The organism is Novipirellula aureliae, from assembly GCF_007860185.1.
Classification (GTDB): domain Bacteria; phylum Planctomycetota; class Planctomycetia; order Pirellulales; family Pirellulaceae; genus Novipirellula_A; species Novipirellula_A aureliae.
Genome location: NZ_SJPY01000004.1, coordinates 316,665 through 332,190 on the forward strand (window position 1 = coordinate 316,665; position 15,526 = coordinate 332,190).

Below are 15,526 nucleotides of genomic sequence, written 5' to 3' on the forward strand. Positions count from 1 at the left end.
GTCAGAACGAAGAATGTGGGTAAGCCTCTTTCGTGATGGTCGCTTCGAGTCGCAGCTTACGGGGCGATGCCCCAGCCACTCTTTTGCCAAGCCTAAAATCAAGCGGTGACAATGCATTCGTGCCGGAAACCTCTGCAATGTCCAATTTTCTCCATTGCACCTACACCATTGCATCTACCGTGATGACAAGACGTCACTTGATAAGGACGTCACTCGATACGTCTGCAATCGATAGGTACGAGGGGCCGCCCGTACGTTGACGACGTTACCAGATGTGGACAGGTGTCGATGTTGCGAGTGTCGTCAACTACCTCGATCAGACAGAAGATTCCGGAGCTGAGATTCGTCGGCATTCTCCCATAAGAGGTGTTGACGAATAAGAATGCCTAATTAGATTGGATCGGTGATGAGTTGTGCGCAGCAGGAAAATACGGTTGAATTCGCGCCTACGGATTGGGAATCCGCCGACAAGGATCGAGATAATAAACTTGATTCCAACTTTCTTTTCATTCGAACCCCAACGATTCAAGGCATTCTATTGTGAGATCTCCAATTAAATGGAAACAGCCCTCTTGGCTATTGCGAAGAGGTTGCGGTGCCTTGCTTCTCGTCCTGACTTTCTCGGTTTCCGCATCGGCGGACTATGTGATTTCGGTTGACAGTACCGGGGGCACGAACGTTAATCTGGGCTTGCCGGGGGCCAATCGAACGATCGACTTCTTTATTGGTGAGGACGTTGGTGCAGGATCAAGTCTCCCAATGTCGGGAACGACTGCTATCTTCATGATTCAAGCTGGTATTGTCGGAGGGACTGAAGTCGTGCCGGGCGATGAGACAGCAGACAACGCGACCGGCAGGGTCAGCGCAACGGGTTTTACGGGGACACCGGGGTACTTTGGAGCGGGGAGCTTGGTTACCTCCACCATCTTCAAGCAATCCGATTTGTATTTTGCCATCAACCAAGCATTTCCTGATTTTTCATCTCAGCCGTTGAATGATTTTACGTCTCCCGAGCGATGGTTCACACTAAATCTCGATACGTCGGGTTTAGCACCCGGAGATTACGCGATTTCGCTCGAAAATCCCGACACCGCGTTTCGTGATGTTGACAACATGCCGGTTCCAACTCGAGCCAACCTTAGCTTTACGATTGCCGCCGTTCCCGAGCCGAGTTCGTGTGCCATGTTGGCTGTCGTGGGTGGAATCGCGGGCGCGACAGGACGTTTTCGTCGGCGGCGGATCGAAGTTGACGATTGCATCAACCAGGTTGGATTTTGGGGTAGCCGATCCTAGCAACGAATGGATCGGTGCAATGGATGCTTTCCAAAATCGGGTGTCATGGGGCTAACTTATGCGAACCTTTCAGGATCGGCATGATTGTTAGCAACTTGGTGTCGCTAACGACACCCGAGGGCTACACGCCACCGATTTTCTTTTCACATCGCTGCGGCGATATTTTGATTGACGTTCCCAGCGGTTGAGCAAACAAACTGACTCGCAACTCTTCGAGCATCCAGCGAACCTCGGAGGCCGATTGGTCGATCGCGTTTCGTTGGTTTTCCGCGATCGAGTCGAGCCATTGCTGCTGAAGATTCCAAACCGTTTCCATTCCTTCTCGGTCACGATTGGCTGCACCCGAGCGGACTCGATCGAGACGATAGGTGATGGCGGAAAAGTAACGCGGATAATGTTTGAGCCAGCCCCACGAGGTTTGCGCCAAGAATCCCTCGAAAGCCAACCAATCGATCTGGTTCTGAACATCGGCGATGACTTCCCCGAATCGACTACCCCGGATCGATTCCAATTCTCGCCGAACATCGAAGTAGGCGTCGGCCATCGCTGGCAGCCATCCCGCGACCTCCTGCGTCGCTTCGGCAATCCGTCGCGCTCGTTCTTTTCGCCGATTCGCGAACACTTCGTTTGAGCGGACGACGGGTTCGTTTTCGACGAACGCAATTCGGGCTAGCAAATCGATCAATTGGGTTTCGATCGAGGCAGCGGAAATCAGAACCCCCAGTTTAATCTTCGCCGCTTCAAGCGTTGGAAGCCAACGCACTTGGGCGCGAAGTTCTTTTCTTTCCGTGATCGCAAAGAGCCGCGTTGCGCCTCGCTGGGAGATTGCTTCCGCGGATTGTGCGTCCGAAACCAAACGGGTCGCGGCGGCGTCGCCAAGGTCAATGATCGCAGGATACTGTGCCACTTTGACACCGCCACGGTTTCGCACGACCTCCTTTGGTAATTGCTCGATATCAAACGTCGTCATTCGGTCACGAGCCCATGACTCATCGATGGGTTCGGCGCCGATTGGCTCTTCTGCCGACGTGGGTTTCCCTAGTTTTTCCTTCAGCGGCTCGACTTGCCGTCCTGTCGCGACCGTTTTCCCATCGTCGTCGACCACGGTGACCAGAAACTGCAAGTAGTCGCCAAGCTTGTCCTGCTGGAAATCGTCTGCCGTGATCGGCATTTCCGCATGACGAGAGAAGGCAGCGCAGACCATGCTCATGAACGGTTTTTGGCCATACTCGGCTTCCAGTTCAACACGAACCTTGGCCGCTACGTCCGCCGCAGGGACCAAGTTGCGGCGAATTCGTTTGGGCAATGATTTGATCATGGCGATCAATTTTGTTTCGAGTAGTCCAGGCACCAACCAGCCTAGTCGTTCGTCACTGACTTGCTCCAGGGCCGCTTGATGAATTTTTAGTTCAACCCCATCCTTTTCACTGCCCGGTTCAAAACGATATTGAAGCGGCAATCGGGAACTGCCGATTTCCAATTCATCGGGGAATGCTTCTTTGCTAATTCGATTGCTCTCGGCTTCGATTAAATCTTCGGGCCGCATGTAGATCGAATTCGATGATTCCAGCGTGGAGGGTGGTGGTGTTTGAAGCCAAGCGGAGACATCAGCAGCATCGCGGAGCGACTTCGCCCACGTCGGCGTTTCGATCGTTCGATCATACTTTTCCAACGTAGCACGATCGAACACATCCTCGGGCATGTGAGCTTGATAGAACCGCTCGACCAAATAGGGGTCAACCACTAAATCGCGGCGACGTGTTTTGGCAGCGAGTGAAGTGATCGATTGTTGCAATTGGCGGTTGTGGCGAACCGATTTCGCCGTCGTACGCATTTGTTCTTCCACCAATCCGTGCTCAATCATCAAATCGCGTGCGGTCGATCGATCGATGGGGGCCAAGGGGACCCGTCGGCGAGCAACAACCGGCAACCCGAACAATGAAACTCGCTCGAAACAATAGGCTCCACTCGTCTTGGCACTCCAGTGCGGGTCGCTGTGCGATCGTTTGAGAAGATGGTTGCCGATCTGTTCGATCCACCGTGGATCAATACGAGCGACCGTCCGTGCGTACCGTTTTGCGGTTTCCACCAATTCGGCAGCAACGATCCACTTCGGTTTGGCGTCGGCCAAGCCGCTACCGGGCCACAGGGACAAACTCAAGGAGCCCGCACCGGTGTACTCATTTTTTTCCTTCCACATCGCGACACTGGAAAGCAGTCCGCTTAGCAGTGCCTGATGGACCAAATCACTGATGTCGTCTTCGATCAGTTTGTCGGGATCGTCGGCATAGCGGATCGCTCCGATCTTCTTTCGTTTTTGCGACCGATCACTTAACGAGTTGGCCACCATTTCCTTCAATTGCCGATAGACGTCTGACCATTCACGCATCCGATTGGGAGACAGAAATTGCTGGCGAAGCACTCGCGTTAGCTTGTTGCGAGAATAATCCGAGCGTGCATGTTCGTAGTATTTCCACAGTTTTAGGTAGGACAAAAAGTCGCTTTGCGGGTGTCGAAACTTGGAGTGAGCTTCGTCGGCAGCTTGCTGTTTGTCTTGAGGTCGATCGCGGGGATCTTGGATTTCCAATGCGGCAGCGATCGGCAACACCTCCGCCAAGACACCGAATTGTTCAGCTGCCAAGATCATTCGCCCGACTCGCGGGTCGACAGGCAAACGGCCCAATGCCCTGCCGATGAACGTCAATTCATGCCGCTCATCGATCGCACCGAGTTCCGTCAATGTCCGTAATCCTTCGCGAATCGATTCGGGCCGTGGCGGATCGAGTAGCGGAAAATCTTCGATGCGGCCGAGACGAAGCGTTTTCGTTTGTAAGATTACGGATGCCAGATTCGTACGGCGAATTTCAGGCGTCGTAAAGGCATCACGCGAATCAAAATCCTCGGCGGAGTAGAGCCGGATGCAAATTCCCGGTCCGATTCGTCCACAGCGACCGGCACGCTGGTTCGCACTCGCGCGGCTAATCGATTCGATCGGCAATCGCTGGACCTTGCTTCTCGGACTGTAGCGGCTAATCCGGGCGGTACCCGAATCGATGACGCTATGAATTCCAGGGACCGTTAGAGAACTTTCGGCTACGTTCGTGGCAAAGATGATTCGCCGCTTGCCACCGTCAGGACTAAAGATTCGCTGCTGTTCCTTGGTCGGCAAACGAGCGTAAAGTGGTAGCAAATCAACTCGTCCACTCAGTCCCAATCGTTTGTAATGACCTGCCACACGATGAGCCACTTCCCGAATGTCCCGTTCGGTCGGCAGGAAAACCAACGTGTCGCCCGCGCGCGAGTGCGATAGCGATTCGATGGCAGCGATGACATGCTGAGACAAATCATACGATCGGTTCGGATCGTCGCTAACCTCTTCCCAAGGTAAGTACCGAAGTTCGACGGGATAGCCTCGGCCTTCGACATTGACAATCGGTGCCGGACCTGATTCGCTTCCAAAATGTTCGGCAAATCGATCGGCATCGATCGTGGCTGAGGTGATGATGATTTTTAGGTCGGGGCGTTTGCTTTGTAGACGCCGCAAGTAGGCGAGCAAAAAGTCGATATTGAGTGACCGCTCGTGAGCTTCGTCAATGATGATCGCATCGTAACCGTCGAGAAATCGATCCGATTGGGTTTCGGCCAACAAAATCCCGTCGGTCATCAATTTGACTAAGGTTTCGGGACCGCTAGCATCACCGAATCGAATTTGGAAACCAACGGATTTTCCGATCGGGCAACCGAGTTCGTCCGCTAAGCGGGCCGCGATACTCCGAGCTGCCAACCGGCGCGGCTGCGTGTGTCCAATCATCGCTTCGCGGCCCAGTCCAGCCTCAAGTAACATCTTGGGTAATTGGGTGCTCTTACCACTACCCGTTTCTCCACAAACGATAATCACTTGATGCTCAGCGATTAGGTCGAGTAGTTGTCGGCGGTATGCCGTGATTGGCAGTTCGGCGGGATACTCGATGTGTGGCTGCGCGGCTTTGCGACGGTTGCAAAGCTCAACGGAATCAGACAATCGCTTTGTGAACTCCTGGTCGCTAAGTCGTTTTTTCGATTGCTTAAGCCGGTATCGATCGATTCGCATCGCCCGATCGATCGAGATGGTGGATAAATTCGATTCGCCCCCCCCGGAGGACGGTTTTGCACTAACATTGCTGTTTTTCGGCGGGGCAACTTCGTCAGAGGGGGTGAATTCGGGGCTGCTTGGCTTGAAAGTCATTCGCGAAAAGGGGGGGATCGGCGATGGGGCGTAGTGGACGAGAAAGCTTGGTTGATGGATAGTTTACAGTAATCCCTTCAATCTCGTAGCGCGTCTTTGCCGCGATCCCGCTTAGCACTCTGCGCTGACAGCGACCACCGATTGGCTCGGGGCTAACATCCGTCCCGCTGCCGTAAACGCTTTCCGCTCGGAGAGCGGAGCGATGATCGCAAACGATGCAGGTGCGAAAAGCCTTTCATCGATTGATCGGATGCACCAGTTTGTTTTCGGGAATCAAGACCTACAACGGGGCGGTTAATGTTACCGCCGATGGCAGAGTGTTCGGTTCCGTCCGTTGCTTTCACTACAAGCGTTAAAGTCGTGTCAGACTTTGCGGGCTATAGCGGTTGCTCCCAATTTGCCGCTGCATTTCAGTGCCCGATCATTCTAGTTGTACGAGCCCTACGGTCGATACCGATCGTACAGCCGATGATCTTTCGCGCGATCGCCCTTACTGTAGGGGGGACGAAAGACGGCGAGTCGACCTAAATGATGCACTGCCATGCGAGCCGCTCTAACTCGAAACACTAGTACTCTGCGAGCCCGTCGACTTCTGTTGTCGGTTCTGGTTGCAGCCACGTCGGGATGCGGGATTTTTGACCGAATCAAACCGGGGCCTCATGATACCGTCGCATCTTATCACGATGATTACGCGCTGCGGATCGAGTATCCAGAGGTCAAGACGTGTTCGACCGCACCCTCGCTAGCTGCCCAGCAAACGATGGAACCGATGACGCTCGAAGATCCATCGAAGATCCCTGCTCTCGAATTATCGCTTGACGAAGCGATTCGTTTGGCGGTTCAGCAAAGCCCAGTGCTACGTTCGATTGGTGGCGCGATCGTGACCGCTCCACAAACGGTCAGCACCATTTACGATCCCGCTTTGGCGCACGCAAATCCGTTTAGCGGTACCGAAGCGGCATTGTCAGCATTCGATGCACAATGGACACAGCAACTCTTTTGGAACACCGTTGACCAACCGCAAAATGCCAACTTCGGCGGTGGCATTGTGGGGGCGTTTACCCCGCGTGTGTCGCAACAAACTCAAGCGACCTTCAACAGCAGTTTGTCGAAACAGACGGCGCAAGGTGCTAGCTTCGCACTTCGCCACGTCATAAACTATGTCGACAGCAATAACCCCATTCGTCAATTCCCAAGTGACTACGTCGGATATTTGGAGGCGGAATGGCGGCAACCTCTGTTGCAAGGATCGGGAACCACCTTCAATCGAATCGCAGGTCCCAATTCATCGATCGGCCAGTACAACGGTGTCTTGATCGCTCGTGTGAACGAAGATGTCGCACTCGCTGATTTTGAATCAGCGGTGATCAATTTGGTTGCGGATGTGGAACTAGCGTATTGGGAGTTGGTGGTTGGCTATCGCATTTTGGAAGCCAATGTCAAAGGACGCGATGCGGCATTGCAGACTTTCCAGTACCAACAGGTTCGGCTTGAAGCGGGTGCGGGCCGCAGCGATGAAGAAGCTCAAGCACAATCCCAGTACTACCAATTCCGGGCTCAAGTTGAACAAGCACTCGGTGGTGTAACGGGTCTTTACGCTCGCGAGCAACGGCTTCGGTACTTGATCGGATTGGCGGCAACCGACGGACGTTTGATCAAACCGACGACGGAACCAACCGATGTCCGGGTGGTCTTTGATTGGCAAAGTGCTCTCGGACAAGCGCTCGATCGCCGCGTCGAAGTTCGCCGCCAACGCTTCAATCTACAACGTCGCGAAATGGAACTCACTGCCGCACGTTTGAACCGCCGTCCCACACTCGATTTCCTCGGACAATACCGCTGGCGTGGCCTTGGAGACGATTTGCTTGGAGATGGTGACAATGGCCAACTCGACAATCTCTACGACAGTATTACCAGCGGTGATTACCAAGAATGGCAAGCCGGACTTGAATTCGCTATGCCGGTCGGGCTGCGAGCGGCAAGTGTCGCGGTCGCTCATGCTCGCTTGAACTTACAACGTGAACGAGCATTGTTGGCCGAAACGGAACTAAAGGTCAGCCATGACTTGTCCGATGCGGGGCGTCAGATCGCCCTGACCTATCAGTTGGTCGAGACCAATTTTGATCGCTATCAAGCCGATCTCCGACAAGTGGATGTACTGCGTCGTCGCTACAAGGATGGTACCGATAACATCAACTTCCTGCTGCAAGCACAACGCCAGGTTGTCGCCAGTGAATCAGAGTTTTATCGAGCTCTCTCAAATTACAATATTGCGATACGTGATTTCCATCGACAAAAGGGATCACTTCTGGCCTACAACCAAGTCCAGTTGAGCGAAGGTCAATGGGCCGCTGGTGCACTGCGGGATGCCTACGACGTCGGACGCTGTTTGACGCCGCGGCTTCAACCAGAAGAGGTTTGTATGCCCCGACCGCTCACGAGCGGGCCATTCAATCCATCAGCCCCTCAAGCGTCCATGTTTTCCGACGAAGGTATGATCTACGAATCGGATCTACCCTTGGCAGAGTAGCGGTGCATCTCCGAGGCACCGAGTTGTCACCGAGTAGCGGTGCATCTCCGAGGCACCGAGTTCGTCACCGAGTAGCGGTGCATCTCCGAGGCACCGAGTTGTCACCGAGTAGCGGTGCATCTCCGAGGCAGTGAGTTGTCACCGAGTAGCGGTGCATCTCCGAGGCAGTGGGTTCTTCACCGAGTAGCGGTGCATCTCCGAGGCACCGAGTTCTTCACCGAGTAGCGGTGCATCTCCGAGGCACCGGGTTGTCACCGAGTTCTTTCGGATCAATCAACGACTCGTTCCCTCCTACTGCCTCGAGCGAGTTGCGCGACAAGCTTCAATCCCGCGTCTCGGAGAGACGCGGCTACTGTTACGAAATCCCGCGTCTCGGAGAGACGTGGTTGCTGTTATGAAATCCCGCGTCTCGGAGAGACGCGGCTACTGTGTGAAATCATGCGTCTCGGAGAGGCGCGGCGACTGGCACCTTGCGCAATCTTTCACAAGCAGAAACCCCGAAAGTCGTTTGACGGAGCTATGGAGAGGTCTTAGGGTAGAAGCGTGGATGCATTGGTCGTGCCGATGCAAGTTCCTTCAGCTTCAACCTCCAATGAAAGGCTTGTCTATGTTTGCTGTGAAAAGCGCCGCCGACTTTATGCGTAAAAAGTTGATTACGCTTGCGCCGGAGTCTGATGTCATTGAGAGTGTTGCCAAGCTACTCAAGGGCAATATTTCGGGCGCCCCCGTTGTCGATCCCGACGGTAATTTTCTCGGCGTGTTCAGCGAGAAGTGTTGCATGAACGCATTGGTCGAAGCGGTTCAAGTGGCCGAGGAAGCCGGTTTACATCTGGTACGTGTTCGCGAATTCATGACCAAGAGTCTGGTGACGCTCACTCCGGAAGTGGATGTCTTTGAAGCGATCGACCACATTCTGAAGCGGCACATTTCCGGTGCCCCTGTCGTCGACGACCAGGGTCGTTTTTTGGGCATCTTTTCTGAAAAGACTGCGATGCAAGTTTTGGTTTCGGCACTACACGATCATTTACCGGGTACTCATGTCCGCTCTTACATGAACACCGATACGAAACGCATCATTGATGAAGAAGATACGCTTTACGAAGTTGCCCATCGGTTTCAGGATACGCCGTATCGGCGTTTGCCTGCGCTGAAAGGTGAGAAGTTGGCCGGGCAAGTAAGTCGTCGAGACGTTCTGCGAGCCGAGCATCGTTTGGCTTTGGATTTGGCGACGGTCGCCAAGAAAACCAAGGGAAATGATCGCATTCAATCAGCTGCAGCAGCGAAGCAAGTTGGTCCCTACATGGACTGCGATGCGATGACGACAAGGCCGGAAACCGATATGCTGAGCATCGCCCAGTTATTCCTCCGTTCGCCCTATCGCCGTTTGCCTGTGATCGATCAAGGCAAATTGGTTGGACAAGTAAGTCGCCGTGACCTACTTGAGGCCGCCGCTGAAATCCTCAGGCCGAAACCTCGCAAGCGTGGTCCCGATACACTCTATCTAAGCGGTATCGGCGGGGGCGTCCCCGAGTCGATCAAATAGACCGGAGCGGCAGCGGTGCGTTTAGATAGATCGTTTCAATGTCTCCAACATCGCACGGTGTCGAATTCGCTTGATGGGCGATATGATAAGAGGGTTTCCCAAGTACTTTCCTGTTAAAGCCATACGGAATCCTCCAAGTATTACGCCATGTTGAACCGCACCTCGATTGAAATTAGTACCGAACTGCTACGAACGCTGCATCGAATTCATCGACAATTGACTGACCTGCGCAGTCAACTCGATCGCGGGCCGCGACAAATCAAAGCGGGCGAGGCGATGGTCGTCCGATCCGCCGCCGCGATAGCCGAAATCGAGGAGCGACGAAAAAAAGCGATCCTTGCTTCGGATGAAAAACAATTGCAATTGCAAACTCGCGAATTGCATATCGAGGAGTTGAAGGCGAAACTCAATATCGCTGGCAGCAATCGTGAGTTCTCGCTCTTGAAGGATCAAATTGCCGCCGATGAACAGGCTAATTTGGTTCTCAGCGACGAGATTTTTGAGGGTCTCGAAAGGATCGATTCGATCGATCAAGAGCTGGCCAAAGCACAAGCCGAATGGCAAGAACAACAAGCGGACCAACAACAGCGTGTCGCCGACGTCGACGCGAAAATGAAAACGCTGACCGTTGAATTGCATCGTGTCGAAGCGGAATTGGAAGAGTCCGAGAAGCAGATTCCGGCGGCTGTCAAGGCAGACTATCAAAGAATGGTCCGAGCTAAGGGGGAAGAAGCTCTCGCGCCTACCGACGGCGGATCGTGTGGTGGATGCAATCAAACATTGACCACACAGCTGATTAGCACGGTCCAATTGTCCCAGCTCGTCCGCTGTCCCAATTGCAATGCCTTCTTGTACCTGCCCGAAAATCGCCGCCCCTGATGTGGAGCCAACAAAAAAGGCGATGTGCTGAAATCACATCGCCTCTGTAATCCTGTTCGATCAATGAACGAATCGGGGAACTAATCGAGAAAGCCAACGAGGTCTTGGCTACGGCTCGGCTGTTGTAGCTTGCGAACGGCTTTGGCTTCGATTTGCCGAATCCGCTCGCGGGTCACCTTGAAGATATGCCCGACTTCTTCGAGCGTATAGCTGTAGCCGTCACCGAGTCCATACCGGAGTTTGATGATTTCACGTTCGCGATACGACAAAGAGCGTAAAACATTCGTAATTCGATCACGCAACATCTCTTGAGCCGCACCGATTTGCGGACTTTCAGCGGTTCCATCGGGAAGCAGGTCACCGAATTGGCTGTCCTCGCTATTGCCGACGGGGCGGTCGAGAGAAATCGGGAAACGACTCATCGTCAAAACACGACGAGCTTCTTCAACGGTCACATCGGCCCGTCGTGCGGTTTCTTCGATCGAAGGTTCACGACCGAGTTCTTGCAGCAATTGACGCGCGACATTGCGCACCCGACTCATCGTTTCCACCATGTGGACGGGGATTCGAATCGTACGGCTTTGGTCGGCGACCGCTCGCGTGATTGCTTGGCGAATCCACCATGTTGCATAGGTACAGAATTTAAAGCCTCGACGATACTCGAACTTGTCGACGGCACGCATTAACCCAGCATTACCCTCTTGGATCAAATCCAAGAAGGACAAGCCGCGGTTACGATACTTTTTAGCGATCGAAACAACCAATCGGAGGTTGCCTTCACTTAGTTCCCGCTTGGCTTGTTGGTACTCGGCGTAGACCTTGTTGAGCATTACGACACGGTTGCGCAGGGAGGTCGGCGTTTCCTGGCAAGCGGTCAAGATTTGCCGACGTTCGTGCAGCAGACGCTCGCGAACTTCGCGACCATGTTTGGTCCGTTTTTGCTCATTGATTAGATCATCGATTTCACTCAAGCGGAACGAGAACTTCTCAAGCAGGTCGATTCGTGTTTCGATTCGCTGGGTCCGCAAGCCGAGTTCTTCAATCAACCGAACCGCACGGCGTCTGCGCCGAGCAAGTGCTCGCCAAGCTTCGGCCCGCCGACGTTGAGAGCTGCTCTTGCTGAGGGCGACTTTCCAATCATGTCGGTTACGTCGTAGCAGGGTTTGCAGGGTGCGCAGGTTATGCGGTAAACGCCCAACGATCTGCTCTTTCTCGAGACAATCGGTGACGGAAACTTGAACCGTACGATCGAACGGCAATTGGCCACGGTAAACTTTCTTTAGCGTTTTGTACGCTTCGATCAGTACGTAGTGGTTTTCGAGTAGCTTGGTGCGAAATCGACGGCGAGTCTCTTCAATGCGCTTGGCGAGTTCAATTTCTTGCTTGCGAGTCAAGAGCGGTATTTCACCCATCTGGGTCAAATACATGCGAACCGGATCGTCAGACCATGTTTCGGACTCGTCACCAGCGAGCAATTCATCAGGGCTTTCTAATTGAACGTCTCCCTCTGCAGCGGAAGCCATCGCGACAGCGGCGTCGTTGTCGTCGTTGTCCTCAACCGGCAATTTGCGGAAACCTCCGGTGACGGCCTCGGTGCTTTGGACGGTAACGTCGTCGAATTCGTCCAATAGTGTATCGAACAAAATGGTACTCCTGGCGGAAGCGTTATAAGTGTCTTGGATTGAAAATCTATGTGTGCGAAAAACTCGTTGTTGGCTCGCTTAACTCTACACCATATTGAACTGTTTTTGCTAACTACAGTCTAATTGGAAAGAGTTTCTACATGAGCCGATTATTTCTTTTGGTGGGCAATTACGCCCTACGGAGCCTGTTCGTTTTGTTCGAGCGAGCCTCTTCTTTGTTCGAGCGAGCCTCTTAATGGTGCTTAATGTCGTCCTGACGCTCACCAGCCTATAGCGATTGTGAACCAACACACCCGTCATGCCGTAATCAAGAAGTCCCCGGTTTGTTCGAACCCATTTGCTTGCCCAGTTTTTTTTGATTGACGATCGTGTACCGCCAATAAAATGCTAAACGAAATCACCTTTCGATGTTCCACATGATTTGGCAAAACACCGATTTTACGATTTGGGTTGCGAAGCGAGGTCAAGCTAAATTCGTTCTGCCATCATGGCTGCGAAGGGCGATACCACTTGATAGGCGATGGTTTCCGATCCTTCGGTTCACCTTTGCACGAACGAAACAGTTCGCTGTTGGTGCCGCAGTTCATGAAATGACGCGGCAGTCGGGTTGGTAGTGGTGCCTTTTGCACAAATAGATTTTAATCACATGCCATCGTTGGTCCACCCGCTTCTTAACGAAAACTTTATGATTTGGCCGTTATGTACGAATTAATTTGCCCCCACTGCGAAGCTCCGCTTTCCGTCGCTCCGTCACAAGCAGGCGACCAAATCCGATGCTCCGCTTGCCAGCAATCGGTTGATGTTCCCAAATTGGGGGTTTTGAAACAATTGCCCAAACGGGAGTCCTCGGGGCCGGAAAATGAGGCAAAAATCAGCTATCAAGAAACCGGTTCCGCGCCGCGGATCGGAATTGCCACTTTGGGGCTGATTGCGACCGCAGCCCTCTTGATTGCCGGATACTGCGGCATTCGCTGGGCGATGATCGATGCGTCCGTTTCCACCGAAATACATCTTGCCGAATTGCGAGACGCCTACGAAACGGCAAAACCCGCCGAATTGATCCGTGAATTTGAACAGATGCAAGAGAAAAGTTTAGAGCTTCCGCAGCCCTACAATTACAAGGTCATCGAAAACCGCAAACGAGCCTGGGGACGCAATGGAGCGGTCGCAGGAAGCGTCGCTTTGATAGCAGCCATCGGTGCTTTTTTTCTCGGAAATTCTGGTCGTTCGAAACCAAAAAACGCCGAAGAGACACTTGGGTGAATCGACAACTCACTCTCTCAGCCCGTCCGCCGCAGCACGTAGATGACGTCCTCGGTCGTCGAGTCAACATCAATGGGCTCGTCGATGTCATATCCAAAATCATACGTCGCAATCGTTTCCCAGCAACCCGATGAAGCGATCAGCCGGTCCATCTGCTTCGGCGTGTAACTCCTCAATACCAATTCATCTTCAATCCGAATGCTTCCGGATGGTCGATGCACATCAAAACGGATGCCAAAACGCTCCATTCGCGTCTTTGTGTTACGGTCATTGGTCCACATGTGAGTGTTGATGGACAGGTGGCCACGGCGAGCGGACCAGGATTCCGTTTCACTTGGGGTCACAGCGGTCGGCGTCAAATGGATCCCCAAAAGGTAAAGACCGCCCTTTCGGATCGTTTTGCCCAAGCATTGTAAATGGGCCCGAGCCGATCGCTCCGTCGCAAGATGCCGAAAACTATTGATGGTGTTAAACGCTAAATCGAAAGTCTTTTTCGTGGTGAAATCAGCCATGTCAGCAACGAAGACGCTCTCTTGAAGTCCATGACGCTTGAATCGCTCATTGCAAAATGCAACCGCTTTGGGGTTCAAGTCGAGTCCCGCGACTTCGAAACCTTTCTTCGCCAAAGCATTGAGAAGCCGTCCGGTCCCACAAGCTGGCTCGAACAACTTTTTCGGCTGCCGGTTCATCCACTGTTTACCACAAGCTTGAATGAACTTGACTTCCGCCGCACAATCGGCGCCGAAAACCAAGTCATAGTACTTGGGGTGATCGTAAATTGACTCGTTTAAAATTTCAGTCACAAAAGAATCCTGATAGTAGCCGCGTCACTCCGAGACGCGAAGTGTAACGGTTAATAGTAGCCGCGTCTCTCCGAGACGCGAAGTGCAATGGTTAATAGTAGCCGCGTCTCTCCGAGACGCGAAATCGTTTCCGTTCGACAGGCTACCACCCTGTCCAGCTTGCAAATCTTGCCTTCTTTTCGGCTCGCTGATATTGTGAACGGTTTGGCGTCTCGGAGATACGCCGCTACGGAAGGTGAACGGTTCGGCGTCTCGGAGATACGCCGCTACGGTAGGTGAACGGTTCGGCGTCTCGGAGATACGCCGCTACGGAAGGTGAGCGGTTTGGCGTCTCGGAGATACGCCACTACGGTAGGTGAGCGGTTTGGCGTCTCGGAGATACGCCGCTACGGAAGGTGAGCGGTTTGGCGTCTCGGAGATACGCCGCTACGGAAGGTGAACGGTTTGGCGTCTCGGAGATACGCCGCTACGGAAGGTGAACGGTTCGGCGTCTCGGAGATACGCCGCTACGGTAGGTGAACGGTTCGGCGTCTCGGAGATACGCCACTACGGTAGGTGAGCGGTTTGGCGTCTCGGAGATACGCCGCTACGGAAGGTGAACGGTTTGGCGTCTCGGAGATACGCCGCTACGGAAGGTGGACGGTTTGGCGTCTCGGAGATACGCCGCTACGGAAGGTGAGCGGTTTGGCGTCTCGGAGATACGCCGCTACGGAAGGTGAGCGGTTTGGCGTCTCGGAGATACGCCGCTACGGTCAGCGGACAGGTGGCAGGCCATGAGCGCGGCGTAGAACGCCAAGTTGGCCCGCGTGAATTCCCTCATGGATGGGGCAGAACAAAATGCCACCAAGTTTAATTGGGTAGGCCGCATAGGGCATCTCGATCGGTTCCAGCAATACTGCCGGATCGATACCCTCAAGACCGGCCAGCGAACGCTCATGCACGGTCGCTAGCCGCTCAAGCAATTCGTCGGCGCTTGGCTGTTTGGTTGAGTCAGCGCTGGGGACCGATTCGCGACCATAGGCTTTGCGGAAGCGACCGGGAATCAGTTCCAGGTCCTCAGGCTCGCGGCCTCGTAACCGAAACATTAATAACCCATACTCGCTAACGGTCAAATGCCCCAACTGCCACGCAACATTTGTCGGCAAGCCGTTGGGGATTGCAAACCACATTTCTCGAGGAATCGAGTCGAGAAGTTCCAGCGTATAGTTTCGGGCGAATTGAATTTGACCAATCGCAGACCGCAACATCACGGTGGCGTCGGATTGCGTTGGAAGGTTTGAGGAAGTGTTCATAGAGGAAAATGATAGCAGGTAAAAGTTGTGTAGCAACTCGTTACAAGGCCGGGGC

10 protein-coding genes are annotated in these 15,526 nt (G+C 53.5%); 5 read left to right on the forward strand and 5 right to left on the reverse strand.

Annotated elements, in window-relative coordinates:
• Window positions 1-540 precede the first annotated feature (540 nt).
• Complete coding sequence (locus Q31b_RS13565; RefSeq protein WP_146600224.1) at window positions 541-1,293, forward strand: PEP-CTERM sorting domain-containing protein; 753 nt, start codon at window positions 541-543, stop codon at window positions 1,291-1,293.
• Window positions 1,294-1,414: 121 nt separating this feature from the next.
• Here Q31b_RS13565 and hrpA read toward each other — a convergent pair whose 3' ends face one another.
• Complete coding sequence (hrpA, locus tag Q31b_RS13570; protein ID WP_231617555.1) at window positions 1,415-5,518, reverse strand: ATP-dependent RNA helicase HrpA; 4,104 nt, start codon at window positions 5,516-5,518, stop codon at window positions 1,415-1,417.
• Between the two features lie 541 nt (window positions 5,519-6,059).
• On the opposite strand from hrpA, the gene Q31b_RS13575 reads away from it, so the two are divergent.
• The gene (locus tag Q31b_RS13575; RefSeq protein WP_146600226.1) at window positions 6,060-8,048 is read left to right on the forward strand and encodes a TolC family protein; all 1,989 of its coding nucleotides are present in this window, start codon (window positions 6,060-6,062) and stop codon (window positions 8,046-8,048) included.
• On the opposite strand, the gene Q31b_RS28235 is transcribed toward Q31b_RS13575, so the two are convergent.
• Window positions 8,031-8,168: a hypothetical protein gene (locus Q31b_RS28235; protein ID WP_197171503.1), complete on the reverse strand. Its 138-nt coding sequence runs from the start codon at window positions 8,166-8,168 to the stop codon at window positions 8,031-8,033. The genes Q31b_RS13575 and Q31b_RS28235 overlap by 18 nt on opposite strands.
• A gap of 472 nt (window positions 8,169-8,640) precedes the next feature.
• Between Q31b_RS28235 and Q31b_RS13580 the strand changes: the two genes are divergently transcribed.
• Both Q31b_RS13580 and Q31b_RS13585 read left to right on the forward strand, forming a co-directional pair.
• Window positions 8,641-9,591: a CBS domain-containing protein gene (locus Q31b_RS13580; RefSeq protein ID WP_197171505.1), complete on the forward strand. Its 951-nt coding sequence runs from the start codon at window positions 8,641-8,643 to the stop codon at window positions 9,589-9,591.
• Between the two features lie 147 nt (window positions 9,592-9,738).
• Complete coding sequence (locus tag Q31b_RS13585) at window positions 9,739-10,470, forward strand: zinc ribbon domain-containing protein (RefSeq protein WP_146600228.1); 732 nt, start codon at window positions 9,739-9,741, stop codon at window positions 10,468-10,470.
• Window positions 10,471-10,550: 80 nt separating this feature from the next.
• On the opposite strand, the gene Q31b_RS13590 is transcribed toward Q31b_RS13585, so the two are convergent.
• Window positions 10,551-12,113, reverse strand: coding sequence for a sigma-70 family RNA polymerase sigma factor (locus Q31b_RS13590; protein WP_146600229.1), 1,563 nt, complete (start codon window positions 12,111-12,113; stop codon window positions 10,551-10,553).
• 699 nt (window positions 12,114-12,812) lie between these two features.
• Between Q31b_RS13590 and Q31b_RS13595 the strand changes: the two genes are divergently transcribed.
• On the forward strand, window positions 12,813-13,376 hold the full coding sequence (locus Q31b_RS13595; protein ID WP_146600230.1) for a hypothetical protein: 564 nt from the start codon (window positions 12,813-12,815) through the stop codon (window positions 13,374-13,376).
• A 17-nt stretch (window positions 13,377-13,393) separates the two neighbouring features.
• Here the strand turns inward: Q31b_RS13595 and Q31b_RS13600 are convergent, their stop codons facing one another.
• Window positions 13,394-14,179 (reverse strand): class I SAM-dependent methyltransferase, encoded by a 786-nt coding sequence (locus Q31b_RS13600; RefSeq protein ID WP_146600231.1) that lies wholly within the window; start codon window positions 14,177-14,179, stop codon window positions 13,394-13,396.
• 752 nt (window positions 14,180-14,931) lie between these two features.
• Window positions 14,932-15,471 (reverse strand): DinB family protein, encoded by a 540-nt coding sequence (locus Q31b_RS13605; RefSeq protein ID WP_231617556.1) that lies wholly within the window; start codon window positions 15,469-15,471, stop codon window positions 14,932-14,934.
• Window positions 15,472-15,526 lie beyond the last annotated feature (55 nt).

Excerpts from the sequence above, each read along its gene's own strand:
- Q31b_RS28235 (WP_197171503.1), bottom strand. The coding sequence starts at position 8,168 with ATGCACCGCTACTCGGTGACAACTCGGTGCCTCGGAGATGCACCGCTA.
- Q31b_RS13575 (WP_146600226.1), top strand. The coding sequence starts at position 6,060 with ATGCGAGCCGCTCTAACTCGAAACACTAGTACTCTGCGAGCCCGTCGA.
- Q31b_RS13585 (WP_146600228.1), top strand. The coding sequence starts at position 9,739 with ATGTTGAACCGCACCTCGATTGAAATTAGTACCGAACTGCTACGAACG.
- Q31b_RS13595 (WP_146600230.1), top strand. The coding sequence starts at position 12,813 with ATGTACGAATTAATTTGCCCCCACTGCGAAGCTCCGCTTTCCGTCGCT.
- Q31b_RS13580 (WP_197171505.1), top strand. The coding sequence starts at position 8,641 with ATGAAAGGCTTGTCTATGTTTGCTGTGAAAAGCGCCGCCGACTTTATG.
- Q31b_RS13605 (WP_231617556.1), bottom strand. The coding sequence starts at position 15,471 with ATGAACACTTCCTCAAACCTTCCAACGCAATCCGACGCCACCGTGATG.
- hrpA (WP_231617555.1), bottom strand. The coding sequence starts at position 5,518 with ATGACTTTCAAGCCAAGCAGCCCCGAATTCACCCCCTCTGACGAAGTT.